This window comes from Sphingomonas sp. Leaf23 (genome assembly GCF_001421585.1).
Classification (GTDB): Bacteria; Pseudomonadota; Alphaproteobacteria; order Sphingomonadales; family Sphingomonadaceae; genus Sphingomonas.
This window is the reverse complement of sequence record NZ_LMKR01000005.1, coordinates 75,178-100,012: the sequence shown is the minus strand read 5'-3', so window position 1 is coordinate 100,012 and position 24,835 is coordinate 75,178. Positions and strand designations below refer to the sequence as shown.

General features: G+C 66.7%; 21 protein-coding genes. 12 read left to right on the top strand and 9 right to left on the bottom strand.

All coding sequences use genetic code 11. The features are described 5' to 3' along the window. Window positions 1-11: 11 nt before the first annotated feature. From cyoB to ASE67_RS14855, 8 genes are all read left to right on the top strand, one after another. The gene (gene cyoB, locus ASE67_RS14890; protein WP_200922239.1) at window positions 12-2,012 is read left to right on the top strand and encodes a cytochrome o ubiquinol oxidase subunit I; all 2,001 of its coding nucleotides are present in this window, start codon (window positions 12-14) and stop codon (window positions 2,010-2,012) included. Between the two features lie 3 nt (window positions 2,013-2,015). Further along, the gene (gene cyoC / locus ASE67_RS14885; RefSeq protein ID WP_055763172.1) at window positions 2,016-2,645 is read left to right on the top strand and encodes a cytochrome o ubiquinol oxidase subunit III; all 630 of its coding nucleotides are present in this window, start codon (window positions 2,016-2,018) and stop codon (window positions 2,643-2,645) included. Next, window positions 2,645-3,052, top strand: a complete 408-nt coding sequence (gene cyoD / locus ASE67_RS14880) for a cytochrome o ubiquinol oxidase subunit IV (protein WP_055763169.1) — start codon at window positions 2,645-2,647, stop codon at window positions 3,050-3,052. Before cyoC ends, cyoD begins: the two co-directional genes overlap by 1 nt. After that, window positions 3,049-3,747 carry an SURF1 family protein gene (locus ASE67_RS14875; RefSeq protein WP_235511933.1) on the top strand — a complete coding sequence of 233 codons (699 nt, stop codon included), beginning with the start codon at window positions 3,049-3,051 and terminating at the stop codon, window positions 3,745-3,747. Before cyoD ends, ASE67_RS14875 begins: the two co-directional genes overlap by 4 nt. 10 nt (window positions 3,748-3,757) lie before the next feature. Continuing rightward, the gene (locus ASE67_RS14870; RefSeq protein ID WP_055763638.1) at window positions 3,758-5,056 is read left to right on the top strand and encodes an ATP-binding protein; all 1,299 of its coding nucleotides are present in this window, start codon (window positions 3,758-3,760) and stop codon (window positions 5,054-5,056) included. Continuing rightward, window positions 5,053-5,583: a response regulator transcription factor gene (locus ASE67_RS14865; RefSeq protein ID WP_055763166.1), complete on the top strand. Its 531-nt coding sequence runs from the start codon at window positions 5,053-5,055 to the stop codon at window positions 5,581-5,583. The genes ASE67_RS14870 and ASE67_RS14865 overlap by 4 nt, the downstream gene beginning before the upstream one ends. A 116-nt stretch (window positions 5,584-5,699) precedes the next feature. Then, window positions 5,700-7,199: a L,D-transpeptidase family protein gene (locus ASE67_RS14860; RefSeq protein WP_082457172.1), complete on the top strand. Its 1,500-nt coding sequence runs from the start codon at window positions 5,700-5,702 to the stop codon at window positions 7,197-7,199. A gap of 11 nt (window positions 7,200-7,210) precedes the next feature. Beyond that, window positions 7,211-7,594, top strand: coding sequence for a hypothetical protein (locus ASE67_RS14855; RefSeq protein ID WP_156347645.1), 384 nt, complete (start codon window positions 7,211-7,213; stop codon window positions 7,592-7,594). 858 nt (window positions 7,595-8,452) lie between these two features. Here ASE67_RS14855 and ASE67_RS18485 read toward each other — a convergent pair. From ASE67_RS18485 to ASE67_RS14835, 5 genes are all read right to left on the bottom strand, one after another. Next, a complete protein-coding gene (locus ASE67_RS18485; protein WP_200909304.1) occupies window positions 8,453-8,611 on the bottom strand; it encodes a hypothetical protein in 159 nt (52 codons plus the stop codon). A gap of 191 nt (window positions 8,612-8,802) precedes the next feature. Beyond that, window positions 8,803-9,066: a hypothetical protein gene (locus ASE67_RS14850; RefSeq protein WP_055763162.1), complete on the bottom strand. Its 264-nt coding sequence runs from the start codon at window positions 9,064-9,066 to the stop codon at window positions 8,803-8,805. 89 nt (window positions 9,067-9,155) lie between these two features. Next, window positions 9,156-10,619 carry an efflux transporter outer membrane subunit gene (locus ASE67_RS14845; RefSeq protein WP_443025596.1) on the bottom strand — a complete coding sequence of 488 codons (1,464 nt, stop codon included), beginning with the start codon at window positions 10,617-10,619 and terminating at the stop codon, window positions 9,156-9,158. A 2-nt stretch (window positions 10,620-10,621) separates the two neighbouring features. Next, window positions 10,622-13,825: an efflux RND transporter permease subunit gene (locus ASE67_RS14840; RefSeq protein ID WP_055763154.1), complete on the bottom strand. Its 3,204-nt coding sequence runs from the start codon at window positions 13,823-13,825 to the stop codon at window positions 10,622-10,624. Window positions 13,826-13,831: 6 nt separating this feature from the next. Further along, window positions 13,832-15,043 (bottom strand): efflux RND transporter periplasmic adaptor subunit, encoded by a 1,212-nt coding sequence (locus tag ASE67_RS14835; protein ID WP_055763151.1) that lies wholly within the window; start codon window positions 15,041-15,043, stop codon window positions 13,832-13,834. Between the two features lie 105 nt (window positions 15,044-15,148). Here ASE67_RS14835 and ASE67_RS14830 point away from each other — a divergent pair, with 105 nt between their 5' ends. Further along, window positions 15,149-15,820, top strand: coding sequence for a TetR/AcrR family transcriptional regulator (locus ASE67_RS14830; RefSeq protein WP_162233511.1), 672 nt, complete (start codon window positions 15,149-15,151; stop codon window positions 15,818-15,820). A gap of 80 nt (window positions 15,821-15,900) precedes the next feature. Here ASE67_RS14830 and ASE67_RS14825 read toward each other — a convergent pair whose 3' ends face one another. The 4 genes from ASE67_RS14825 to ASE67_RS14810 are packed head-to-tail and all read right to left on the bottom strand — an operon-like array spanning window position 15,901 to window position 20,529. Continuing rightward, entirely contained in the window at window positions 15,901-16,416 is a 516-nt protein-coding gene (locus ASE67_RS14825) for a GNAT family N-acetyltransferase (protein WP_235511932.1), read from the bottom strand. Further along, a complete protein-coding gene (locus ASE67_RS14820; RefSeq protein ID WP_055763142.1) occupies window positions 16,413-17,771 on the bottom strand; it encodes an efflux transporter outer membrane subunit in 1,359 nt (452 codons plus the stop codon). The genes ASE67_RS14825 and ASE67_RS14820 overlap by 4 nt, the downstream gene beginning before the upstream one ends. Beyond that, on the bottom strand, window positions 17,768-18,916 hold the full coding sequence (locus ASE67_RS14815; RefSeq protein WP_055763139.1) for an HlyD family secretion protein: 1,149 nt from the start codon (window positions 18,914-18,916) through the stop codon (window positions 17,768-17,770). Before ASE67_RS14815 ends, ASE67_RS14820 begins: the two co-directional genes overlap by 4 nt. Next, the gene (locus tag ASE67_RS14810) at window positions 18,913-20,529 is read right to left on the bottom strand and encodes an MFS transporter (protein WP_443025602.1); all 1,617 of its coding nucleotides are present in this window, start codon (window positions 20,527-20,529) and stop codon (window positions 18,913-18,915) included. The genes ASE67_RS14815 and ASE67_RS14810 overlap by 4 nt, the downstream gene beginning before the upstream one ends. A gap of 203 nt (window positions 20,530-20,732) precedes the next feature. Here ASE67_RS14810 and ASE67_RS14805 point away from each other — a divergent pair, with 203 nt between their 5' ends. From ASE67_RS14805 to ASE67_RS14795, 3 genes are all read left to right on the top strand, one after another. Then, the gene (locus ASE67_RS14805; protein ID WP_055763134.1) at window positions 20,733-22,511 is read left to right on the top strand and encodes a M14 family metallopeptidase; all 1,779 of its coding nucleotides are present in this window, start codon (window positions 20,733-20,735) and stop codon (window positions 22,509-22,511) included. Window positions 22,512-22,731: 220 nt separating this feature from the next. Next, entirely contained in the window at window positions 22,732-23,442 is a 711-nt protein-coding gene (locus ASE67_RS14800) for a response regulator (protein ID WP_055763130.1), read from the top strand. Next, on the top strand, window positions 23,439-24,776 hold the full coding sequence (locus ASE67_RS14795; RefSeq protein ID WP_055763127.1) for an ATP-binding protein: 1,338 nt from the start codon (window positions 23,439-23,441) through the stop codon (window positions 24,774-24,776). Before ASE67_RS14800 ends, ASE67_RS14795 begins: the two co-directional genes overlap by 4 nt. Window positions 24,777-24,835 lie beyond the last annotated feature (59 nt).

Sequence of the window (24,835 nt, the reverse complement as noted above, 5' to 3'; positions counted from 1 at the left end):
GACAAGAGATCATGTCCGAAACCCTTACCAAGCTGATCTTCGGTCGCCTGACGATCGAGAGCTTCCCGATCCACGAACCGATCATCGTCATGACGTTCCTCGCGGTCGCCGTCGGCGGCGCGGCGGTGCTGGCGGCGCTGACCTATTTCAAACTGTGGAGCTATCTCTGGAAAGAGTGGTTCACCACGGTCGATCACAAGCGGATCGGGATCATGTACATGATCCTCGGCATCGTCATGCTGCTGCGCGGCTTTGCCGACGCGGTGATGATGCGCAGCCAGCAGGCAATTGCCTTCGGCCAGAATGAGGGGTTCCTGAACGCCCATCACTATGACCAGGTGTTCACCGCGCACGGCGTCATCATGATCTTCTTCGTGGCGATGCCGCTGGTCACGGGCCTGATGAACTACATCGTTCCGCTCCAGATCGGTGCACGCGACGTGTCGTTCCCGTTCCTGAACAATTTCAGCTTCTGGATGACGGCCTCGGGTGTCGTGCTGGTCATGGCCAGCCTGTTCGTCGGCGAATTCGCGCGTACCGGCTGGCTGGCGTTCGCGCCGCTGTCGGGGCTGGATTATTCGCCCGACGTCGGGGTCGACTATTATATCTGGGCGTTGCAGCTGGCGGGCGTCGGGACATTGTTGTCGGGCGTCAACCTGATCGCGACCATCGTGAAGATGCGCGCGCCGGGCATGGGCCTGATGAAGATGCCGATCTTCACCTGGTCGGCGCTCGTCACCAACATCCTGATCGTTGCCGCCTTCCCGGTGCTGACCGCCGTGCTCGCGCTGCTGTCGCTCGACCGTTATGTCGGCACCAACTTCTTCACGAACACGCTGGGCGGCAACCCGATGATGTACGTGAACATGATCTGGATCTGGGGTCACCCGGAGGTGTACATCCTGATCCTGCCGGCGTTCGGCGTGTTCTCGGAAATCGTGTCGACCTTCTCGGGCAAGCGGCTGTTCGGCTATACGTCGATGGTCTACGCGCTGCTGGTCATCACCATCCTGTCGTACCTCGTCTGGCTGCACCACTTCTTCACCATGGGGTCGGGGGCGAGCGTCAACTCGTTCTTCGGCATCACCACGATGATCATCTCGATCCCGACGGGCGCGAAGATCTTCAACTGGCTGTTCACCATGTATCGTGGCCGCATCCGCTACGAACTGCCGATGATGTGGGCGATCGCGTTCATGCTGACCTTCACGGTCGGTGGCATGACCGGGGTGCTGCTCGCCGTGCCGCCTGCCGACTTCGTGCTGCACAACTCGCTGTTCCTTGTCGCCCACTTCCACAATGTCATCATCGGCGGCGTGGTGTTCGGGATGTTCGCCGGCATCAACTACTGGTTCCCGAAGGCGTTCGGCTTCAAGCTGGACCGCAAGTGGGGCCTGGTCAGCTTCTGGTGCTGGTTCGTCGGCTTCTGGGTCGCCTTCACCCCGCTCTATGTGCTGGGCCTGATGGGCATCACCCGTCGCCTGCGCCACTTCGACGATCCTTCCTTACAGATCTGGTTCGTCATCGCCGCTGTCGGTGCTGCGATCATCGCGGTCGGCATTGCCGCCTTCCTGGTGCAGATCGCCGTCAGCATCATGAACCGCGACAAGCTGCGCGACTTCACCGGCGATCCGTGGAACGGCCGCAGCCTCGAATGGGCCACCTCGTCGCCGCCGCCGGACTATAACTTCGCCTTCACGCCGGTCGTCCACGACATGGACGCGTGGTACGACATGAAGAGCCACAAGTATGCGCGCCCCGTGGACGGCTTCACTGCCATCCACATGCCCAGCAACACCTGGGCGGGGATCGTGCTGGCCGGTCTCTCGACCGTCTTCGGTCTGGCGATGGTCTGGTACATCTGGTGGCTGGCGGCACTGTCGTTCGTCGCGGTGATCGGCGTCGCGATCTTCCACACCTTCAACTACAATCGCGACTTCCACATTCCGGTCGAGGAAGTCATCGAGACGGAGCGGCAGCGCACTGCCGACCTCCAGGCCGCGGGGGCGTAAAACATGGGTTCGTCGGTACAAATCCCCGCAGGCGCGTCGGGACGCGCCTATCACCTCGCGGAGGAGCATGAGCATGAAGCCGGGTCGAGCACCATGCTCGGCTTCTGGCTCTACCTGATGAGCGACTGTCTCATCTTCGCCATGCTCTTCGCCGCGTACGGCGTCTATTCGGGCAGCACCGCGGGTGGCCCGGACGCCAAGGAACTGTTCGACCTGCCGCTCGTCGCGCTCAACACCGCGATGCTGCTGTTCTCGTCGATCACCTATGGCTTCGCGATGATCGCTGCCGAGCAGGGCAAGAAGGCCGCGACGCTTCGCTGGCTCGCCATCACCGGCGTGTTCGGCCTGTGCTTCCTCGGCATCGAACTCTATGAATTCAGCCACCTGATCCATGAAGGCGCCGGGCCGCAGCGTAGCGCGTTCCTGTCCAGCTTCTTCACGCTGGTCGGCACCCACGGGCTGCACGTCACCTTCGGCTCGATCTGGCTGGTGACGCTGATGGTGCAAGTCGCCAAATACGGCCTCGGTGCCGCGAACATGCGCCGGCTGATGTGCCTGTCGCTGTTCTGGCACTTCCTCGACGTCATCTGGATCGGCGTCTTCACCTTCGTCTATCTGTTGGGAGTCCTCTAATGGCCGGCCACGCCCATCACGACGCGCATGGCCACGATCATGCACACGGCCACGGCCATGGCGGTCATGGCGACGCGCCTGCGCACGGCTCGCGCAAGGACTATGTCATCGGGTTCCTGCTGTCGGTGCTGCTGACCGCGATCCCCTTCGCACTCGTCATGACCAACGCCTTTGCCGATACGCGGATTACCGCCGGCATCGTGATGATCTGCGCGGTCGTGCAGATCGTCGTCCACATGATCTACTTCCTGCACATGAACACCAAGTCGGAAAGCGGCTGGACGCTGATGGCGCTGATCTTCACCGTCGTCCTGGTGGTGATCGTCCTCTCCGGTTCCCTGTGGGTCATGTACCATATGAACCTGAACATGATGCCCCAGATGTCCGGGGACATGGGGGCGATGTGACCCCCGGCCGGTCGATCCGACGCATCCTGATCGGGACCCTGATCGGATGCGTCATCGCCGGCCTGATCGGGCTGGGCGTGTGGCAGTTGCAGCGGCGGGCGTGGAAGCTGGACCTGATCCAGCGCACCGAAGCCATGCTGCGCTCCCCGCCCGTCCCCGCCCCACCGCCTCCCGGCTGGGGCGCGATCAAGAAGGACGACGCCTATCGTCCCGTCGTCGCCACCGGGCGCTATCGTGCCGACGCAGATACCTATACGCAGGCCGCGACCGCGCTGGGCGGCGGTTTCTGGGTCCTGACCCCGCTCGATACCGGACGCTTCACCCTTCTCGTCAATCGCGGGTTCGTGCTGCCGGACAAGCGCGGCAAGGTTCCCGCCCCCACCAACACGATCACCGTACGCGGGCTGCTCCGCGTGACCGAGCCGGACGGCGGTTTCCTGCGCAGCAACGTGCCTGCTGAAGACCGCTGGTATTCGCGCGACGTCGCGGCGATCGCGGCCAAGCGCGGACTGGCCGACGTCGCCCCCTATTTCATCGACGCCGTCGCCGACCCAAAGGTCGCGTGGCCGCGCGGCGGGCTGACCGTCGTCACCTTTCGCAACAACCATCTCGTCTATGCCTTCACGTGGTTCGGCCTCGCGCTGCTGCTGGGCGGCATGACATGGTGGGTCGCCCGGCGCGAACCGCGGGCGTAACATGCGTCCGATGCAACCCACCGCCCCCGCCCCGACTCCGCAGCCGCCACCGGCCGAGGGCGTCGGTCGCAACATGCTGCTGCTGGTCCAGCTGCGCTGGCTGGCGGTCGGCGGGCAATTGGGTACGATCCTGGTGGTCGACGGGCTGCTCGGCATCCGCCTGCCGTTGATCCCGATGGCGAGCGTGCTGGCGGCGCTGGTGTTGCTCAACCTCGTCACCCTCGCCCGCCGGTCGCGGTGGAGCGATACCAATCTGCCGCTGTTCGCCGCCCTCGTGCTCGATGTCGCGGCGCTGACCGCGCAGCTCTATCTGTCGGGCGGGGCGGGCAACCCGTTCGTCTCGCTCTATCTGTTGCAGGTCGTGATCGGCGCGATCTTGCTGAAGGTCTGGTCGAGCTGGGCCTTGGTCGCGATCACCAGCGGCGCGTTCGCACTGCTCGGCCCCTTCCACCGACCGCTCGACCTGCCGCCCGCCTATGCCAGTAGCCTGTCCGAAGCCTATCTGATCGGCAATTGGATCAATTTCGTGCTCGCCGCGACATTGCTCGTCGCGTTCGTCACGCGCATCGCCGCGAACCTGCGCGACCGCGATACGAAGGTCGCCCGCCTGCACCAGCGCGCGGTGGAGGAGGAACATATCGTCCGCATGGGGCTGCTCGCCAGCGGTGCGGCGCATGAACTGGGCACGCCGCTGTCATCGATCGCGGTGCTGCTCGGCGACTGGAAGAACGAACCCGCCATCCGCCGCGATCCCCGCTTCGTCGCCGAAGTCGACGACATGCGGGCAGAGGTCATGCGCTGCAAGGAGATCGTGTCGGGCATCCTGTTTGCCGCCGGCGAAGTCACTGGCGAGGCACCGACCCGCACGACGCTGCGCACCTTCCTGACCCACACGCTCGACCGCTGGCGCGGCAATGATCCCGCTCGGGCCACGTTCGAGGATCGCCTCGGCCCCGACGTGCCGATCGTCGCCGACCGGGCACTGGCGCAGGCGCTGACCAACCTGCTCGACAATGCCGTGGAGGCGGGCGGCCGGGATATCGCGCTCCTCGCGCTGCGCGACGGGGCGATGCTGCGCCTGACGGTGCGCGACGATGGCAACGGTTTCTCCGACCGTATTCTCTCGCAGCTCGGCAAACCCTATAATACCAGCAAGGACCGACAGGGTGCCGGGCTCGGCCTCTATCTCGCCACCAACGTCCTGCGGCCGCTGGGCGGCACGATCGAGGCGCTGAACCGCGACGGCGGCGGGGCGGAGACGACGCTGATCCTGCCGATCGATTCGCTGGCGCTGGAGAAGACGCGATGACCGAGCGCCGTTTGCTGATCGTTGAGGACGACGCGACCTTTGCCCGCACGCTGTGCCGGTCGTTCGAACGGCGCGGCTATGTGGCGAAGGTGACCGGCGGCCCCGACGGGCTGGAGGAACTGGCCCGCGCCTTTGCCCCCGACCATGCCGTGGTCGACCTGCGGCTGGGCGGCGCGTCGGGCCTTGCCTGCGTCTCCGCGCTGTCGGCGATCGATCCGGCGATGCGGATCGTGGTGCTGACCGGCTTCGCCAGCATCGCGACGGCAGTCGAGGCGATCAAGCTGGGCGCGACCAACTATCTGACGAAGCCCGCCAATACCGATGAAATCGAGGCCGCCTTCGCGCGGGTAGAGGGCAATCCGCAGGCCGACCTGACCGCCGCGCCGACCTCGATCAAGACGCTGGAGTGGGAGCATATCCACCAGACGCTGGCCGATACTGGGTTCAACATTTCGGAAGCGGCGCGCCGCCTGGGGATGCATCGCCGCACGCTGGCGCGCAAGCTCGACAAGCGGCATCTTTCCTGACGGCGGGGGTTCGAAACTACTACGTCCTTGTGGTAACAGGCGCGCAAGGGGAACGGTTCATCGTGCGGCAGGTTCGAATGCGATACAGCCTGCGTGCCGCACCGGAAGAGTATAGGATGAAGAGCATTACCGACCACCGCCATCGTTTCGACCGCCTCGCGCGCCGTACGCTGCTCGCCGGCATCGCCCTGACCGGCGCGACCGGTGCCATGGCGCAGGTGACGCCGCCGCCGGTCGTGCCGACGCTGCCGACCACCCCGCCGCTGGTGCAGGCCGTCCCGGTCGCCGCACCGCTGCCGACGCTGACCGCGGCGCAGGAGAGTGAGCTGGCACGGTTGCTGGCGCGCGATGCGGTGGCGCAGGGGCTGAAGGATCGGGAGCCGTCGCTGGCCGGGCTGACCGGCCCCGCGCTGGTCCGGGCCGCGCTCGACCATGCCCATGCGGTGCGCGCCGGGCGGTTGGACAATGCCGATTTCCAGAAGGATTGGGCGATGCGCCCGCAGGCGTTCGACCCGCTGCCCTCGTTCCGCGATGCCGTGGCGACGAACAAGCTGTCGGCATGGGTCGCCTCGCTCCCGCCGCCCTATGCCGGCTATGACACGCTGGTCGCCGGACTGGCCCGTTATCGCAAGATCGCCGCGAACGGCGGCTGGCCGACGATCGGCGCCGGCTCCGAGATGCGGCTGGGCGGGCGCGGGCCGCAGGTCGCGGCGCTGCGCAAGCGGCTGGCGATCGAGGACCCCGAGCTGTCGGCCAGCGGCGACACGTTCGACCAGTCGATGCTAGACGCGGTGCGCCGCGCCCAGCGCCGCTATGGCCTTAATCCCGCCGGGCAGATGGGGGCGCAGACCGTTGCCTCGCTGAACGTGCCGGTGAGCGAGCGCGTAAAGCAGATCAAGGCCAATATGGAACGGTGGCGCTGGCTGCCGACCGAGTTGGAAAAGAACCGTATCCAGGTGAACATCGCCGCGGCGGTGTTGACCGTGTTCGACGGCGACCAGCCGGTCACGTCGATGAAGGCGGTGACGGGGCGGCCGGGCGACGAGACGCCGATGCTAACCTCGACGATCCATTCGATCGTGCTCAATCCGCCGTGGAACGTGCCGTCGTCGATCGCCGACAAGGAATTGTGGCCGAAGGAGCGGGCGAACCCCGGCTATCTGAAGCGCAACGGCTTCCGCGTGATCGAGATGGAGGGCGGCGGACGCCGGCTGCAGCAGGCGTCGGAGAACAGCGCGCTCGGCCGGTTCAAGTTCGATTTCGACAATCCGTTCGCGGTCTATCTGCACGATACGCCGGCGCAGGCGGGTTTCGCCAAGTTCGACCGACTGGCCAGCCATGGCTGCGTCCGCCTCGAAAAGCCGGAAGACCTTGCGCGCCTGTTGCTGCGGACCACGCCCGAATGGTCGGATACGCAGATCGACGCCACGCTGGCGTCGGGTAAGACGGTGCGCGCCAAGGTCGCCGATCCGGTGAAGGTGTACCTGCTCTATTGGACCGCCTTCGCCACGCCGAACGGTACGATGAGCTTCCGCGAGGATCCGTATAAATGGGACGGCGTGCTGGCGAACAAGATCGCCGCTCGCGCCGAAGCCAGCCAGATGGCGGCACGATAAAGGGGATGACGATGAAGAACGGATGGCGCGTGGCGCTGCTGGCCGGCAGCGGCCTGTTGCTGGCGACCGGCATGGCGGGATGTTCGGACAAGGCGCCCGAGGATGCCCCGATCGAAAACAGCGCGTTCGACGAGGGCGCACCGCCGCCCACGCCGCTGCCCGAAGAGAATATCGAGACCGCGCCGCCGCTGGTGACCGAGAATCTTTCGGCGGTTGCCCCGGCCGAAGTCCTGCCCCCGCCCCCGCCGGTCGAACCCGACCAGCAGGTACTGGACGACGCATCGGCCACCGGCATGACCTCCCGCTCGACGCGCGGGCAGAGCAGCAGCGATGACGATGCGCCGGTCGACGATACCATGTCGAACCAGCAAGAGGCGGATGCGCCCAACGGCTGACGCCGACCGCATGTGGTCACGCCGGGTGCGATCCGGCGGGGTCATGCTTTTTCGCCCCATCCAAGCGGGGGGCAACAAAGTCGGAAGAGCCGTGCTGTTGTCGCTTGCTCGCTTGTCCTGACTATTCATCGAGATTGCCGAAGGGGCGTATCGATGGACCGTTGCAAGTGCTTCGATACGGGTCTTTGACAAGCTTAGTACCTGCCGAGCACGAACGGGCAGGTTTCAATTAAACCAAGGCCTAGGCCACGCCTGCTCGGTCTAGAGCTGCACATCGATCGGGCCTGAGGTCCGATTCTCCCAACAGACATCACTGCGTCAGCACAGGCCTGGCCTCGACCGGCAGCCGCTCGTCCTGCTCTCGCGAAACGCCATAGTAGTACTAAGGAAAGGCAGCTCTATTCCGACGAACTGCAACGCGCTTCCCTAACGGCGCGACGCCGCGCTGCTGTCCAGAATCTGGAAATCTATGCCGAGTGTCATCGGCGCAGCCTGGCGGATTGGCCCGACCATTGGTACGCGGCGATCGGCGATATCCTGTCTTGCCACTTGAGCAATCCGGACGAGGCGCTCGCCTATGCCATCCGGTTGTTGCACGACTCGATGATCTGGGTTTTCTCGCTACCCCCGGCTGCGGCTCAATGGGAGATATTCTGCGTGCGCCGTCGGAGAACCTACTCGCACGATCGTCGCGGAGGGACGAAAACAGGCACTGTTACATCGAATGCCGGCCTGCGCGTTCCAATCCGCCAACCCGCAGCAGGCGTGGGACACCATCGAGAAGTTTGGTAGCACCCCACCGCTTCGGGAAAGGCCCGTCGATGCCCCGTCGTCACGCCAATAACCGCCCTACAGAACTCATGCCGCCTGCGCGGCACTCTCCGTCGGCACGGTCGGCGCATAGGCGCGGTCGAGATACAGGTTCGCCAGCTCGTAATGCGCGCTGACGACCTGTTCGTGGTCGGCCCGCTGCGCGAGCTCCAGCTGCTGTTCGGCACGACGTACGAAGTAGGACATTTCGTCCGGACCAATCGAAGACACGACAACCTCTCAAGGACGTTACGCCGTCCGTTTTTGATACTCGTCCGGCCGAACCGGACATGCATCTAACGCACGACGATTGCCGGGGATGCGTGTGGCCGCAAATTCTGACGCCGTGATGACACCGCCCGCCGCATCGCATAGCCGGACAAACGGTGTCCAATCAATTACATACGACGGTGTTTTCCGCCATAGCGCCCACCGATATAGGCACCCAGCCGATTCATCTCGCTGGCGGCGGCCACTGCTACCTCGCTCTGGCACGGCAGCGGATCACGCTCGCGATCGGCAGCGCGGCTGGCGACCTTGGCCGCCAGTTCCTCGATATCCGCTCGCGACAGCAGGTTTTTCTCACGCAGGAGGCACAACAGGCTCTGCAGGATCACCATGCTCTTCTCGCCGGCGGCATCGCACGGTTCGATCGGATTCATCGTCCCTCTCCTTATGGTTATGCAGGAGAGCATATGCCGATCCTGTCCAGACGCAAGGGCCGCGTTCGGACAGGATCGGCTGACGGCGGCTAGTTCAGCCCGCCGCCCAGCGTCCGGTACAGCGTCACCAGGTTGGACGCACGGGCCAGCCGGGTCTGCACCAGCGCCTGTCGCGCGGTGTAGCTGGTCCGCTGGGCGTCAAGCGTGTTGAGGAAGGAATCGATGCCCGCACGATAGCGCGCGTCAGACAGGCGCTGTGCCGTAGCCGCCGAGCGCGCCTTGGCCGTCTGTGCCGACAGCTGTTCGTCGATGGTGCCGCGCGTCGCCAGCGCATCGGCCACTTCCTTGAACGCGGTCTGCAGCGTGCCTTCATAAGTGGCGACCGCCGCCAACTGCTGCGCGCGCGCGACCTCGACATTGCCGCGCCGCTGGCCGCCGTCGAACAGCGGCAGGGTGGCGGCGGGCGCGATCGAGAATTGCTGCGTGCCCGATCCGAACAGTCCGCCCAGCGCGGTGCTGATCGTCCCCAACGTCGCGGTCAGCGAGATGGTCGGGAACAGCGCTGCCCGCGCCACACCGATATTGGCGTTGGCGGCATAGAGGCGACGTTCGGCCTGCAGCACGTCCGGCCTGCGCAGCAGCACCGTCGACGACACCCCGGTCGGCAGGTTCGACAGGATCGGGTCGCGATCGCCCAATTCGGTCGGCAGCTGGTCGAGCGGGACGGTCGTACCCGCCAGCAGGTTGATCGCATTCTGATCCTGCGCGATCTGCGCGGTCAGCGCGGCGATGTCGTTGCGCGCCTGCTGATAACTGGTTTCCGCCTGCTGCACTTCCAGTTCGGAAATAACGCCGACCCGGAATTGTGCACGAGTCAGCTCCAGCGTACGGCCGAAACTGGTCAGCGTCTCGCGCGACAGGCGCAGCTGGTCCTGATCCGCCGCCATCGTCAGCCATGCGGTGGCCACTTCGCCGACCAGGGAAATCCGCGCGGCGCGCTGGGCCTCCTCGGTCGCGAAATATTCCTGGAGCGCGGCCTGGCTGAGATTGCGCACCCGCCCGAACAGGTCGAGCTCGAACGCCGAGAACCCGACGGAGGCCTGATAAATTTCGAGGTTGCCGGTTTGCGCGGGCACACCGCCCGCGCCGCCGGCACCCCCTGCCCCGCCGGCACCACCCAGCGCGCCGAACGGGTTGTTGGTGTAGGTGACGCCGCCATTGGCGGACGTCGTCGGCACCTGGTTGGCGCGGGTCACGCGGTATTGCGCGCGGGCGGCCAGCACATTGGCCGCCGTGACCCGGTAATCGCGATTATTCTCCAGCGCGGTCGCGATCACCGTCTGCAATCGCGGATCGACGAAGAAATCGCGATAGCCGATCCGGGTCACATCGGCCTGTTCGGCCCCCAGCACCGGATAGGGCCCGCCTTGCGGCAGGGTGAGCGGGATCGCCCCCTCCGGCCGCACATTCTTGGGCGCGAGATTGCACCCTGCCAGCGCGGTGGTGGCGATCAGGAGGGTCAGGTTACGCAGCGTCATGGCGTTCTTGCTCATGGTCATGCTCCCTGCGGCGCGGGTTCGTCGCCGTGGGTGGAGCGGTTGCCGTCTTGGCGGTCATGGTCCCGCGTGTCGGCAGGGGTGTCCTTGCCGCCGTGCCCGAACAGGCGGAGCACGACGACGAAGAACATCGGTACGAAGAAGATCGCGAGGATCGTCGCCGACAACATGCCGCCGACCACCGCCCGGCCGATCGCGTTCTGACCGCCGGCACCGGCCCCGGTGCTGATCGCCAGCGGCAGCACGCCGAAGACGAAGGCGAGCGACGTCATCAGGATCGGGCGCAACCGCAACCGCGCCGCCTCCACCGCCGCATCGACCGCGTTCATCCCATCGGCCATCCGTTCCTCGGCGAACTCCACGATCAGGATCGCGTTCTTCGCCGACACGCCGATGGTCGTGATGAGGCCGACCTGCAGGTAGATGTCGTTGTTCAGCCCGGTCAGCCACGCCGCCAGCAGCGCGCCCAGAATGCCCAGCGGCACGACCAGCAGCACCGAAATCGGCACCGACCAGCTTTCGTACAGCGCGGCAAGGCACAGGAACACGATTAGCAGCGACAGCCCGTACAGCGCCGGCGCCTGCCCGCCCGATAGCCGTTCCTCGAACGACAGCCCGGTCCATTCGAGCGCGGTGCCCGGCGGCAGCTTGGCATGGATTTCCTCCATCGCCTGCATCGCCGCGCCCGTGCTGAGCCCCGGTCCCGGCGACCCCTGCAGCTGCATCGCCGACTGCCCGTTATAGCGGGTCAGCGAAACGGGGGCGTTGGCCCATTCGAGGGTCGAGAAGGCGGTGAAGGGCACCATCTGTCCGGTGGCGTTACGGACATACAGGTCGCCGACATCCTCCGGCGCAAGGCGATAGGGCGCGTCGGCCTGCACATACACGCGCTTCACCCGACCGCGATCGATGAAGTCGTTGATGTAGCCGCCACCCCATGCGGTCGCGATCGTCGAGTTGACGTCGGCCAGGTCGAGCCCGAGGGCACGCGCCTTGTCCTCGTCGATCTTGACCTTCAGCTGCGGCGCATCCTCCAGGCTGAGCGGACGGACCTGCGCCACGCGCGGGTCCTGCGCCGCCATGCCCAGCATCATGTTGCGCGCCTGCACCAGCCGTTCGTGGCCGATGCCGCCGGTATCGACCAGCTGCACGTCGAAGCCGGTCGCATTGCCCAGTTCCTGCACGGCGGGCGGGACCAGTGCGAAGATCAGCCCATCCTTATACTGGCTGAACGCGCCCATCGCCCGGCCGACGATCGCCTGCGCCTTGTTGTCGGCACCGCTGCGCTCTTCCCACGGCTTCAGGTTGACGAAGACCAGACCGGCATTCTGCCCCTGCCCCGCGAAGCTGAAGCCGTTGATGGTGAAGACCCCGGCGACATTGGCCGATTCCTGCTTGAGGAAATGGTCGCGGACCAGCGTCAGGCCCTTGTCGGTACGGCTGCTCGTCGCACCCGCCGGACCCTGCACCAGCGCCAGCACCGTGCCCTGATCCTCGTCGGGCAGGAAGCCCGACGGGAGACGCGTGAAGACGAACACCATGCCCAGCACGATCAGCAGATAGACCAGCATCGACCGTTTCCAGCTGCGCGTGGTGCGCCGGACGCCGCCTTCATATTTTTCCTGGCCGCGTTCGAACCGGTCGTTGAACCAGCGGAAGAAGCGCGCGAGCGGGCCGTTGCCCTGCTCATGCTTGTGCGGATCGTGCGGCTTCAGGATCGTGGCGCACAGCGCCGGCGTCAGGATCAGCGCGACCAGCACCGACAACACCATCGCCGAGACGATCGTGATCGAGAACTGGCGATAGATGACCCCGGTCGACCCGCCGAAGAACGCCATCGGCAGGAACACCGCCGACAGGACGAGGCCGATACCCACCAGCGCGCTGGTGATCTCGTCCATCGACTTGCGCGCGGCTTCCTTCGGGCTCAGCCCCTCGGTCTGGATCAGGCGTTCGACGTTTTCGACCACGACGATCGCGTCGTCGACCAGCAACCCGATCGCCAGCACCATGCCGAACAACGTCAGCGTGTTGATGGTGAACCCGGCGACCGCCATGACCGCGAAGGTGCCGAGCAGCACCACCGGCACCGCGATGGTCGGGATGATCGTCGCGCGCCAGTTCTGGAGGAACAGGAACATGACGAGGAAGACGAGGACGACCGCCTCGATCAGCGTGTGGATGACCTGTTCGACCGACAGGCGGACGAACGGCGTGGTGTCGTACGGGTAGATGACCTTCACGTCGCCAGGCAGGCCGCGGCCGATCTCCTCGGCGCGCTGCTTGACCAGCTTCACCGTGTCGAGCGCGTTGGCACCGGCGGCAAGGCGCACGCCGAAGCCCGACGCAGGCTTGCCGTTATACTGCACGTCGAAGCCGTAATTCTCCGCGCCCAGCTCAACCCGCGCGACATCGCCCAGCCGGACGACCGCGCCATCGGCATTGGTCTTCAGGCGGATATTGGCGAATTGTTCAGGGGTCTGCAGGCGTGACTGGACGCTGACCGTGGCGTTCAGCATCTGCTCCTTGGGTGCCGGCAATGCGCCGATCTGCCCGGCCGATACCTGCGCGTTCTGCGCCTGCACGGCCGACGTCACGTCACCGACGGTCAGCTGGTAGCTGTTGAGCTTGATCGGATCGACCCAGATGCGCATCGCATATTGCGCGCCGAATACCTGCAGTTCGCCCACGCCCGATACGCGGCTGATCGGGTCCTGGAACTGCGACACGACCATGTCGGACAGGTCGTTGTTGCTGTGCGATCCGTCGGTCGACACGAGGCCGACGACCAGCAGGAAGCTGGCGGCGGACTTGGTGACCTGAATCCCCTGGCGCTGGACCTCCTGCGGCAACAGCGGGGTCGCCGCCTGCAGCTTGTTCTGGACCTGCACCTGCGCGATGTCGGGGTCGGTGCCCTGTTCGAAGGTGAGCGTGATCGTCACCGTTCCCGCCGAGGAGGACGAGGACGAGAAATAGCGCAGGTTATCGATGCCCTTGAGCTGCTGCTCGATGATCTGGGTCGTCGTGCGCTCCAGCGTCTCGGCATCGGCACCCGGATAGATGGCGGTGATCGCGACGGCCGGCGGCGCGATTTCGGGGAACTGCGCAATCGGCAGGCTGCGGATCGCGATGGCGCCGGCCAGCATCATCACGATGGCGATGACCCATGCAAAGATGGGCCGGTCGATGAAATAGCGGGACATGGGCGGTTACTTTGCCTGTGCCTGCGGGCCGCCGGCACCGGCCGGGGCGGCACCCTGCGGTGCCTGCCCCCCTGCCTGCCCGGCCGCCTGCGGCTTCCACGGATAGCCCTTGACCGGGGTGCCGGGCTGCAACATCTGCGCGCCCTCCACGACGATCTTGTCGCCGGGGTTCAGCCCGCCGGTCACCAGCCACGCATCGCCCACGGTGCGCTGCGTCTGGAGCGGACGCGGGGCCAGCTTGCCATCGGCACCGATGACGAGGACGGTCGCCGCCCCCTTCGGATCGCGCGTCACCGCGCGCTGCGGCACCAGGATGCCGTTGGACTTGGTACCCTCGACCAGCTCGGCACGGACATACATGCCCGGTAGCAACAGCCCGCGCGGGTTGGAGAAGACGGCGCGGATCACCTGCGTGCCGGTCGCCGGATCGACGGTCACGTCGGTGAACTTCAGCGTACCTTCCATCGGATAGGTGCTGCCATCCTCCAGCTTCAGCCGGACGCGCGCGGCATTGCCGCCACGCGACAGGTCGCCGTCCATGATCTGCTGACGCAGCTTGAGCAGGTCGGCGCTCGACTGCTGGATATCGACATAGATCGGGTCGAGCCGCTGGATCGTGACCAGCGCATTCGTCTGCGCCGCCGATACCAGTGCGCCGGTGGTGAACACCGACCGGCCGATCCGGCCCGAAATGGGCGCGGTGATCGTCGTGCGCGACAGGTCGATCTGCGCCTGCCGCAATGCAGCGCGCTGGGCGGCAATATCCGCCTCGGCCTGCTGCGCGGTGGTCACCGCATTTTCATATTCCTGCCGGCTGATCGCGTTGATCTTGACCAGTTCGCCATAACGGCGCGCAAGGTTGCGGGTCGAGGTGATCGACGCCTGCGCGCGGGCCAATGCCGCACGCGCGCTGGCGACCGTCGCCTGATAGGGCGAGGGATCGATGCGATAGAGCGGCTGGCCCTGCCGCACATAGTCGCCTTCTTGGAACAGCCGCGCAAGGATCAGCCCGTTGACCTGCGGCCGGACGTCCGACGTCTCATAGGCGGCGGTGCGGCCGGGCAGTTCGGTGGTCAGCGTCACCGGCTGCGGCTGGACGGTCACGAAACCGACCTGCGGTGGTCCCTGCGGCGCCTGCTGCTGCTGTTGCGACTCGCCGCCGCCCCCGCAAGCCGGGAGAAGGAGCGCCAGTGCCAGTGGGGCCATGCGATTTTTCATGAACGTCCTCGACGGATGTGCTAAACGTGAGTGATCGATCACTCACACTTTGGGGCGGGTACGCTGCCAAGGCAGACGTGGCAAGAGGGTATAGGTGAACTGGAAGTGAATTTGTTGCAGTGCGGAGAGGCAGGTCGGGCCGGCCGGGCGGCGGCCCGGCGCGAACAACTGGTCAGCGTGGCCCGGCGGCTGTTCGCCGAACAGGGTTTCCACGGCACCGGAGTCGCGCAGCTTGCTGCCGAGTCGGGGATCAAGGTCGGGCAAATCTATCGCGATTTCGCCGACAAGGAGGCGATCGTCGCCGCGATCGTCGAAAGCGACCTCGCCATCTTTCTGAACGACCAGGACATGACCCGCGCGATCCAGACCCGCGACATTCCCGTGCTGCGCGAATGGCTGCGCGAGTTCCTGCGCTGCGGCAGCGACGGCGAACCCGATCCGCTGTTCGCCGAGATCATGGCGGAGGCCGCGCGCAACGATCGCATCCGGGTCATCGCGCACTCCATCAATCGCAGCGTGTCGGGCGCACTGATGCGGGTGCTGGTCGCGCTCGCGCCGGACGACTCGCAGGCGGAAGAGCGGTCGCGGCTGTGCGACATGATCCTGACGATGGGCGCCGGCGTATTGTATCGCCGGATCGGCGACCCGGATTTCGAAGAGGCCGCGACCTTTCGCCGCCTGATCGCCGTTCTCGACGCGCATGTCGATGCGCTGATCGCACCGGGACCGGACCCGATCTTCGAAAACAACCGTTGCGGATTTGTGACGCCGCGATAGAGTTACCTCGCGCACTCCCTTGCGCGGTCGTCGCAGGCCCCGTCCGAACCCTCGGGCGGGGCTTGTCGCATCGGCGGCGATCACGCGACGCTCCGATCCAGCACAATGAACGACAACGGCACGCGCGGCAGGCCGAATCGGGGATCATCCATCGGAAAAGGCCGGGTTTCTCCGGTGCGGCGATAACCCTGGCGCTCATACCATGCGATCAGTTCGGCACGCGCGGCGATGACCGTCATCTCCATCCGAGTTGCGCCGTGATGCGCCCGCGCATGGTCCTCCGCCGCCGCAACGAGTCGCCGCCCCAGCCCTTCCGCCTGTCGATCGGGCCGTACCGACAACAGGCCCAAGGCCGACCGTCCCGTTCCGGCACGCTTTACCTCGACACAGCCGATCGCCATAACCCCATCGAACGCGATCAGGATCGCATGGTCGGGGTCGGCCATCGCATCGGCCAGTGCCGCCGGGTCGATGCGCTGCCCGCCCAGCAGGTCCGCCTCATGCGTCCACCCGCCCCGTGCGCTGTCGCCGCGAAACGCCGATTCGACCAGCGCGTGCAGCGCGGGGATATCCGCGGGGGTCGCGGGCCGGATCACCGGCCCCAGCCCCCGCCCATCGCCTGATACAGCGCGACCAGCGCGTTCAGCTGGTCGGCGCGGGTCTGTTCCAGCGACAATTCGGCGCTGAACAATGCTCGCTGCGCATCCAGCTGCTCCAGATAGGGGCTGTAGCCGGCACGATAGCGGTTGGTTGCGTGGCGCAGCGCCTCGGCGGTCGCCGTCCGCTGCGTCTCCAGCGCGCGCCGCTGCGCCGCCAGCCGGTCGACCCCGGCCAGCGCATCCTCGACCTCGCGGAACGCGGTCAGCACGCTGCGTTGATAGGCGAACGCCGCCTGATCGCGCCGCGCGGTCGCGCCGTCATAATTGCCGCGTAGCTGCCCGCCCCGGAACAGCGGCGCCAGTACGCTCGCCCCGATCGACCAGATGCCGACGGGATTGGGCAAGGCGCTCGACAATACCTCGCCGGTCGATCCGGTCAGGCGCAGCTGCGGCAGGAACTGCGCGCGTGCGGCTGCCAGCGACGCATCGCTTGCCGCCAATGTCGCCTCGGCCTGCGCGATATCGGGGCGGCGGCGCAGCAGGTCGCTCGGCAAGCCCGCCGGGATCGGCGGCGGCACCAGTGCCGCCAGCGCCCGCCCGCGCGCGATGGCACGCGGCGGCGTACCGGTCAGCAGCGACAGCGCGTTCTCCTGCCGCCGCGCCAGCAACTCCAGCTGGGGCAGCGTCTGGGTCACGGCGGCATATTCCGCCTCCGCCTGCCGCAATTCGAGCTGCGAGGTATAGCCCGCCTCGGCGCGCGACCGCGCGATGCGCAATGCCTCCCCGCGCGAGGCGATGGTGGCGCGCACCGTCTCGATCCGCGCGTCGAGGCCACGCAGCGTGACGTAACCGCTGGCGGTGGCGGCGGCGACCGACAGTCGCGCCGTATCGGCGGCGGCGGCGGCGGCATCGCCGGTCAGCCGCGCGGCATCGATCGTGTTGCCGACCCGCCCGAACAGGTCGACTTCATAGGCCGACTGGAACACCGGTTGCAGCGAGGTACCGGTGCTGGCCGTGCCGAATGCGTTGAGCGCGCGCTGCTCGATCAGCCCGACCCCGGCATCGAGCGTGGGGAAGCGCGCCGCCCGCGCGACCCGCTCCGCCGCCCGTGCCTCCGCCACCCGCGCGACCGCGACGGCGATATCGGGATTGTTGGCCAGCGCCGCCGTGACCAGCCGCGTGAGTTCGGGATCGCCGAACGCTTCCCACCAGCTTGCCGCGACAGGCGCGGTGCCGGGCAACGTCGTGCGCCATGCCGTCGGCGGGGTGACGCTCGCCGCCTCGGGGCGCGGCCGCTTCGCCGGGGTACAGGCCCCCAGCACCGCGACCGACAGGAGGAGGACCCGCTTCATCGCGCCGCCGGCGAAGCGCCGCCCCGCGTGTCGACCCGCGCCTCGACCGACATGCCCGGCCGCAACCGCTGGAACAGCGGTTCGTTACGGTCGATCGCGATGCGCACCGGGATGCGCTGCGCGACCTTCACGAAATTGCCCGTCGCATTGTCGGCGCGGATCACGGCGAACTCGTTGGCGGCGGCGGGTGCGATCCGCTCGACCCGCCCGTGCAGTTCGGCACGGTCGAGCGCGTCGACGCGGATCGTCGCGGGCTGTCCCTGCGCCATCCGCGCGGTCTGCGCTTCCTTGAAATTGGCGGTGACCCAGACGGTCGGCGGCACCAGGAACATCATCTGCGTGCCGGCCGTCACATATTGGCCCAGCCGCACCCCGACCTCGCCCAGCCGCCCGTCCTGCGGCGCGCGGATGACCGTGTTGGCCAGGTCGATCTCGGCCAGCCGTACCGCGGCCTTCGCATTCTCGACCGCCGCGTTCAGCCCGCCGCGCCCGACCGTCACCGTGCGCACCTGTTCCTGCGCGACGCTGCGCTGCGCCTGTGCCTGTGCCACGCCGGCCTCTGCTGCGCGCAACGCCGCCAAGGTCTGGTCGCGCTCGCGCAGCGACACCGATCCTTCGCGGACCAGATCGTTGACGCGCGCCATGTCCGCCTGCGCGCGGGCCAGCTGCGCGCGCGCATTCTGCACCGCCGCGTCCTGCCCGCCCAAACTCGCCTCGCTGGAGCGCTGGCTCTGCTGCGAATTGGCGAGGTTCGCCTGTTGCGCCGCCAGCTGGGCGCGCGCCTGTTCGACCCGCTGGCGGTAGATGCGGTCGTCGATCCGGGCCAGCACCTGCCCGCCCTTCACATCCTGAAAATCGCGGACCAGCACCTCGGTGACATAGCCGTTGACCTGCGGCGCGATGATCGTCGTCTGTCCGCGGACATAAGCATTGTCGGTCGCCTGGATCGCGCTGCCGAACGGCCACAGCCCCCAGGCGTACAGCGCCAGCGCAACGCCGCCCAGCAGCAGCGCGACGAAGCCGATCGTCGATTTCAACCCGCCGCGCGGCGGTGCCCAGCCCCGTGCGCGGGTCGGCTCCTGCGGCACCTCGACCGGATCGGCCAGCCGTTCTGCTTCGTCTCGGGAAAGTTGGGTATCGGTCATGACATCTGCTTCTGTCGCATCTGCTGCACGGCGGCGAGATCGCCGGCCAGCGGGTTCACGCCCTTCAGGCGGTAGCGCAGCCACAGCGCGCCCAGCCACACCACCATCGCCGCCGACAGCACGGCGACGCCAAGGAACACATCGTTATAGGCAAGGATATTGGCCTCGCGCGTCACCTGCTGCCCCAGCAGCCCCGCGCCCGACGCCTGTCGCAGCGTGGCATCGCCCAGCACGCGGGCATAGGCGCCGCCCAGCTGCTGGATACGCTGCACCACCTGCGGGTCGGTGGCGGTCAGGCTCTGGGTCAGTTCGAACGCGTGATATTTCTCGCGCACGATCTGGAACGACCCCAGCAGCGCCGTGCCGGCAAGGCCGCCCATCGTCTGCGAAATGCTGAAGATCGCCGAGAAGCTGATGATATGGCTCGGCCCGCGCGCCAGTGCGCGGAAAATGCCGATCATGATCATCGGCCCCAGGAAATAGAGCGCGGCAAAGGCGATGATGCCCTGGCTGAGATACAGGCTCGACGGCCGGGTCAGGTTGGTCGAATCCGAATCCATCCACGCACCGATCCCGATCAGCGCGACGGCGATCACCACGGGCTTGTACAGGTCCTGCATGTTCAGCGTCTTGAGGCTGACGACGACCCCGACGATCGACGCCAGCGTCATGACGAGGCTGAGCGTCACCAGCTGGTCGTTGCCCATGCCAACCACGGTCAGCAGCCCGACCGTGCCGAACGTCTGTTCGGACAACAGGATGCGCAGGCTGGCCGCGACGATCGCGAACCGGATGATGTTGCGCCCCAGCATCCAGCGCGTGTTGAGCAGCGGGTTGGCACGGTTATGCTCGATCAGCAGCGCCCCGCCGATCAGCGGAACGGCGGCGGCCAGCGCGTATCCGAGCCACGGCGTTGACCACCATTGAATCCGCCCCTGCACCAGCACCGCGCACAGGAGCGCGACGCCGGGTGCCAGCAGCGCGAAGGTCAGAAAATCGATCTTCTCGAACGCCGGAGTACGCTCCGACGGCGGCAGGCGCAGCAGCGCGACCGAGCCGAGGCACATCAGCGTCAGCCCCAGCTCGAACCAGAACAGCGCCTCGATCCGGCCATCGGCCAGCAGCAGCGGCGACAGCGTACGCGCCAGCGGCAACGCGACCTGCGATGCGCCGAACCCGATAATCATCCCCGACAATCGCGCGGCGGCGGGCAGCGCCTGCATGATATACAGGAAGCACAACGTCGTCAGCGCGCTGGCGACGACACCCGATGCCCCGCGCACCATCAGCTGCACGCCATAGCTGTGCACGACCAGCTGCAGCACGTTCAGGATCAGGAACGCAACCAGGAAGACGCGGGTAAAACGCTGCATCCCGAATTGCTGACGGAACTTGATGAGCAGCATCGACATGCACACGCTGGTCATCGAATAGATCGCGGTCAGCCATCCGCCCTCGACCGGCGTCAGCCCCAGCGACCCCTGAATCTGCGGCAGGTTCGCGATCAGCAGGCCGTTGTTGAACCCGCCGGTTACGCCCAGCAGGATGCCGATCGCGAAATAGCCGACCCGCCGCCCGAACGGATGGTCGGGCGTCGCGGGGGATCCGGGCAGGAACGGCCGCTCATGCGGCTTGAATTCATACGCCGGGGCGATCGCCGTGGCTCCATATGGGGATATTGGTCCAGCAATAACTTGTTACGAAGCGGATCGTTCCGGGTGAGGAATGGATATGCCGGGATAGTTGCCGTCGCGCCACAAGCGCCGCTGCAACGCTTCCGCTGGCGTCCCCGGTAACATCCGCTACCATCGCGCCCATGCGTATCCTGATCCTCGCCGCCGCGCTTCTCGCCTCGACCGCCACCGCCACCGCCCAGACGCCGCTCGAAGCCCCGCTGCCCCCGGTTCGGCCGTGGCATGGTGCCAGCGAGAAGCTGGTCGCGAAACCGAACGACCCGTGGATCACCCCGGCGGAGGCGAGCGGGTTTGTCACCACCCCCGATTATGCCGCGACCCGCGCGTGGATCGACCGGCTGGTCGCCGCATCGCCGCTGCTGTCGATCGAGACGTTCGGCAAAAGCCCGCAGGGTCGCGACCTCTATGCCGTCCGCGCGCATAAGGGCACGACGCCGAAGCCCGTCCTGCTGGTCCAGGCCGGCATCCATTCGGGCGAGATCGAGGGCAAGGATGCCGGGCTGATGCTGCTGCGCGACATCGCGCTACACGGCAAGGACCGGCTGCTCGATCGGGTCGACCTGGTGTTCGTGCCGATCTACAATGTCGACGGGCATGAGCGGTCGTCGCCGTTCAACCGCCCGAACCAGCGGGGCCCGAAGGACATGGGCTGGCGCACCACCGCACAGAATCTGAACCTCAACCGCGATTATCTGAAAGCCGACGCGCCGGAGACGCAGGCGATGATCGGTCTGATCCGCCGCCTCGATCCGATCCTCTATCTCGACCTGCACGTCACCGACGGCATCGACCATCGCTACGACGTCACCTACGCCTTTTCCGGCTGGCGGGGCTATTATGCACGCTCGGCGGCGATCGGCCGGTTCCTCGACACGCGACTGCGGCCGGCGATGGACGCTGCGCTGAAGCGGAACGGGCACATCCCCGGCTATTATGTCAGCACGCTCGACAACCGCGCGCCGGAAAAGGGCATGACGCAGGACGTCGACACGCCGCGGTTCTCGACCGGCTATGGCGATATCGCGCATATCCCGACCGTGCTGGTCGAAACCCATTCGCTGAAACCCTATCGCCAGCGGGTGCTGGGCACCTATGTCTTCGTCGAGGAATCGCTGCGGCTGGCGGGCGAGCGTGCCGCCGAACTGCGCGCCGCGATCGACGCCGACCGCGCATCTCGTCCGACCAGCGTCGTCACATCGTGGAAACAGACGCCGGAGCCGATCTACCGTGTCGATTTCCTGGGGCTGGCGCACGACACCTATCGCTCCCCCGCCTCGGGCCGCGACGAACTGCGCTGGCTGTCCAAACCGGTGACGTTCAGGATGCCGGTCTATGGCAGCAATCCCGACAAGGCCGTTACCCTGCCCAAAGCATGGTGGGTGCCCGCCACCCTGCCCCATGTCATCGACCTGCTGAAGCTGCACGGTGTGACGGTCGAACCGATCGCCGTCCCGCGCACGCTCGACCTCGACATGGCGCGCGCGACCGATCCGAAGCTCGGCAATGCGAACGAAGGCCATATCCCGCTGGACGCGACGATCATCCACGAACGCCGCCGCGAAACCATGCCCGCCGGATCGGTTCGCGTGCCCGCCGACCAGCCGCTGGGCCTGCTCGCCGCCTTCCTGCTCGAACCCGAGAGCGAGGACGGCGTGCTGGCGTGGAACATGGCGCCCGAAATGCTCCAGCGAACCGAATATATCGAGGGCTATGCGATCGCCCCGCTCGCCGACCGCATGCTGGCGAGCGATCCGCAGCTGAAGGCGGCATTCGATGCGAAGGTCGCCGCCGACCCGGCCTTCGCCGCCGATCCGACCGCGCGGCTGCAGTGGTTCTATGCCCGCACGCCCTATTACGACCAACGCTACCTGCTGTACCCGGTGGGGCGCGAGGTGAATTGACCGGATGCCGGGTGCGGTGGACATTCCGGCCAAATTGAACGAACCCTGTGCGCCAACCATCGTCATCCCCGCGCAGGCGGGGATCCATAGACGCAACGATCGCGAAAAGAGCCGAAGCGGTCGCGCATATGGATTCCCGCCTGCGCGGGAATGACGAACCGGGCCTGTCGGACACGACGTGTTCGATGCCCCAGAAGAATGTGATGGAGAGCCTGACCCCATGACCGCCCCTTCGATCATCGTCGTCGAGGACGATCCCGCGCTGCGCACGCTGACCGCGCGCGCGTTGCAGGAAAACGGCTATCACGTCCGCACCTGTTCGGCCGCCCCCGAAATGTGGCTGGCGCTGGAACAGGGGCCGGTCGACCTGATCCTGCTCGACATCATGCTGCCGGGCACCAGCGGCATCGACCTGTGCCGCCAGATTCGCCAGAACAGCGCCGTGCCGATCATCTTCGTGTCGGCCAAGGGGAGCGAGGTCGATCGCGTCATAGGCCTCGAACTCGGTGCCGACGATTATCTGCCCAAGCCGTTCGGCACGCGCGAGCTGATCGCCCGTGTCCGCGCCGTGCTGCGCCGGGGCGAACTGAACGCACAGGCAGCGCAGCGCGAAGAGGGCATCTACAGCTTCGAAGGCTGGACCGCGAACGTGCCCCGGCGCGAGCTGACCTCGCCCACCGGTGCGCAGGTCGACCTGACCGGCGCCGAGTTCGACCTGCTGGTCGTGCTGCTCGACCATGCACAGCGGGTGATCGCGCGCGAACGGTTGATCGAATTGTCGCGCACGCGACTGGGCGACAGTTCGGATCGCAGCATCGACGTGCTCATCAGCCGGTTGCGCCGCAAGCTGTCGACCGCCGGCGGCACCCCGCCGATCGTCACCGTGCGCGGCGTCGGCTATATGCTGAACGTGCCGGTCGAACGCCGTTGAAGCGGTTCCGGGCGCTCCCGGTCGGGCTGATCGGGCGGATCGTTGCGATCCTGCTGCTGACGATCGTCCTCGAATTCGGCGTGTCGGTGCTGCTCTACGAACGCGCCAGCCAGTTTTCGGTTCGCGACGACGAAGCCCGCCGCCTCGCCGAACATCTCGTCATCGCGACCCGCATCGTCGAGGAGCGCCCGGTCGACCAGCGCGCCGGCATGGCGACCGAGCTGACCACCGAACGCTATGCCGTGCAATGGCGCAGCTCCGCGCCCGAACTGCCCGCCAGCGGCACCGAACTGCGCGAGATGGAACAGCAGATCCTCGCGTGGGAGCCGAGCCTTGCCCCCACCGGCCTGCACCTGACGCTGATCGGTCAGGGGCGGCGATCGGTGGTCAGCGGCGCATTGCAGCTGGAGGATGGCAGCTGGCTGTATTTCCGGACGCTTGAACCGCTGCGCGCGTTCGACCTCGCGATCGGGCGCATCCTGCTGGCGCTGATCCCCGCCATCGCGCTGATGGTGGTCGGCGGGTTGCTGGTTCGTCGCACGCTCCGGCCGATGCGCCAGCTGGCCGATGCGGTCGATCGCTTTGGGCCGGGCGGCGGATCGACCCTGCCGACGATTGAGGAAGCAGGCCCCAGCGAGGTCCGCCGCCTCGTCGTCGCGTTCAACGGGTTGCAGGCGCGTATCCACCGGCTGATCGACGAACGCACCCGTGCGCTGGCCGCGGTCGGCCACGACCTGCGCACCCCGCTCGCCCGGCTACGCCTGCGCACCGACGCCATCCCCGACCGCGACCTGCGCGACACCGTGCAGAACGACCTTGCCGAAATGGAGGCGATGGTGACCTCGCTCCTCGCCTTCCTCGGCGGCGAGAGCGAGCCGGAGCGTGCGGTGCTGGTCGATATCGCGGTGCTGTGCGCCAGCATCGTCGACGATGCCGCCGACCACGGCCATGCCGCGACCTATGTCGGGGCCGACCATTTCGAACGTGCCGTGCGCCGCTCCAGCTTTCGCCGCGCCGTCACCAATCTGGTCGAGAACGCGATCCATTATGGTGGCGGCGCCACGCTGACCCTTGCCATCGAACAGGGCGCGACCGTGATCCGGATCGAGGATGACGGTCCCGGCATTCCCGACGAATCGCTGGGCGACGTGCTCGAACCGTTCGTCCGGCTCGACACCGCCCGCAAACGCGACACGGTGGGCTTCGGCCTCGGCCTGTCGATCGTGCAGCGCGCGGTGGAGGCGGAGGGCGGCCGGTTGGAGCTGCGCAACCGCGATGCCGGCGGGTTGTGCGCCGCGATCATCCTGCCCGCGCCTTTTGCAGCGCGGCAATAATTCGTTACACGGCCGTCGAACGCAGCAAGATTGCGTCGTCTATATCATTCCTACGAACC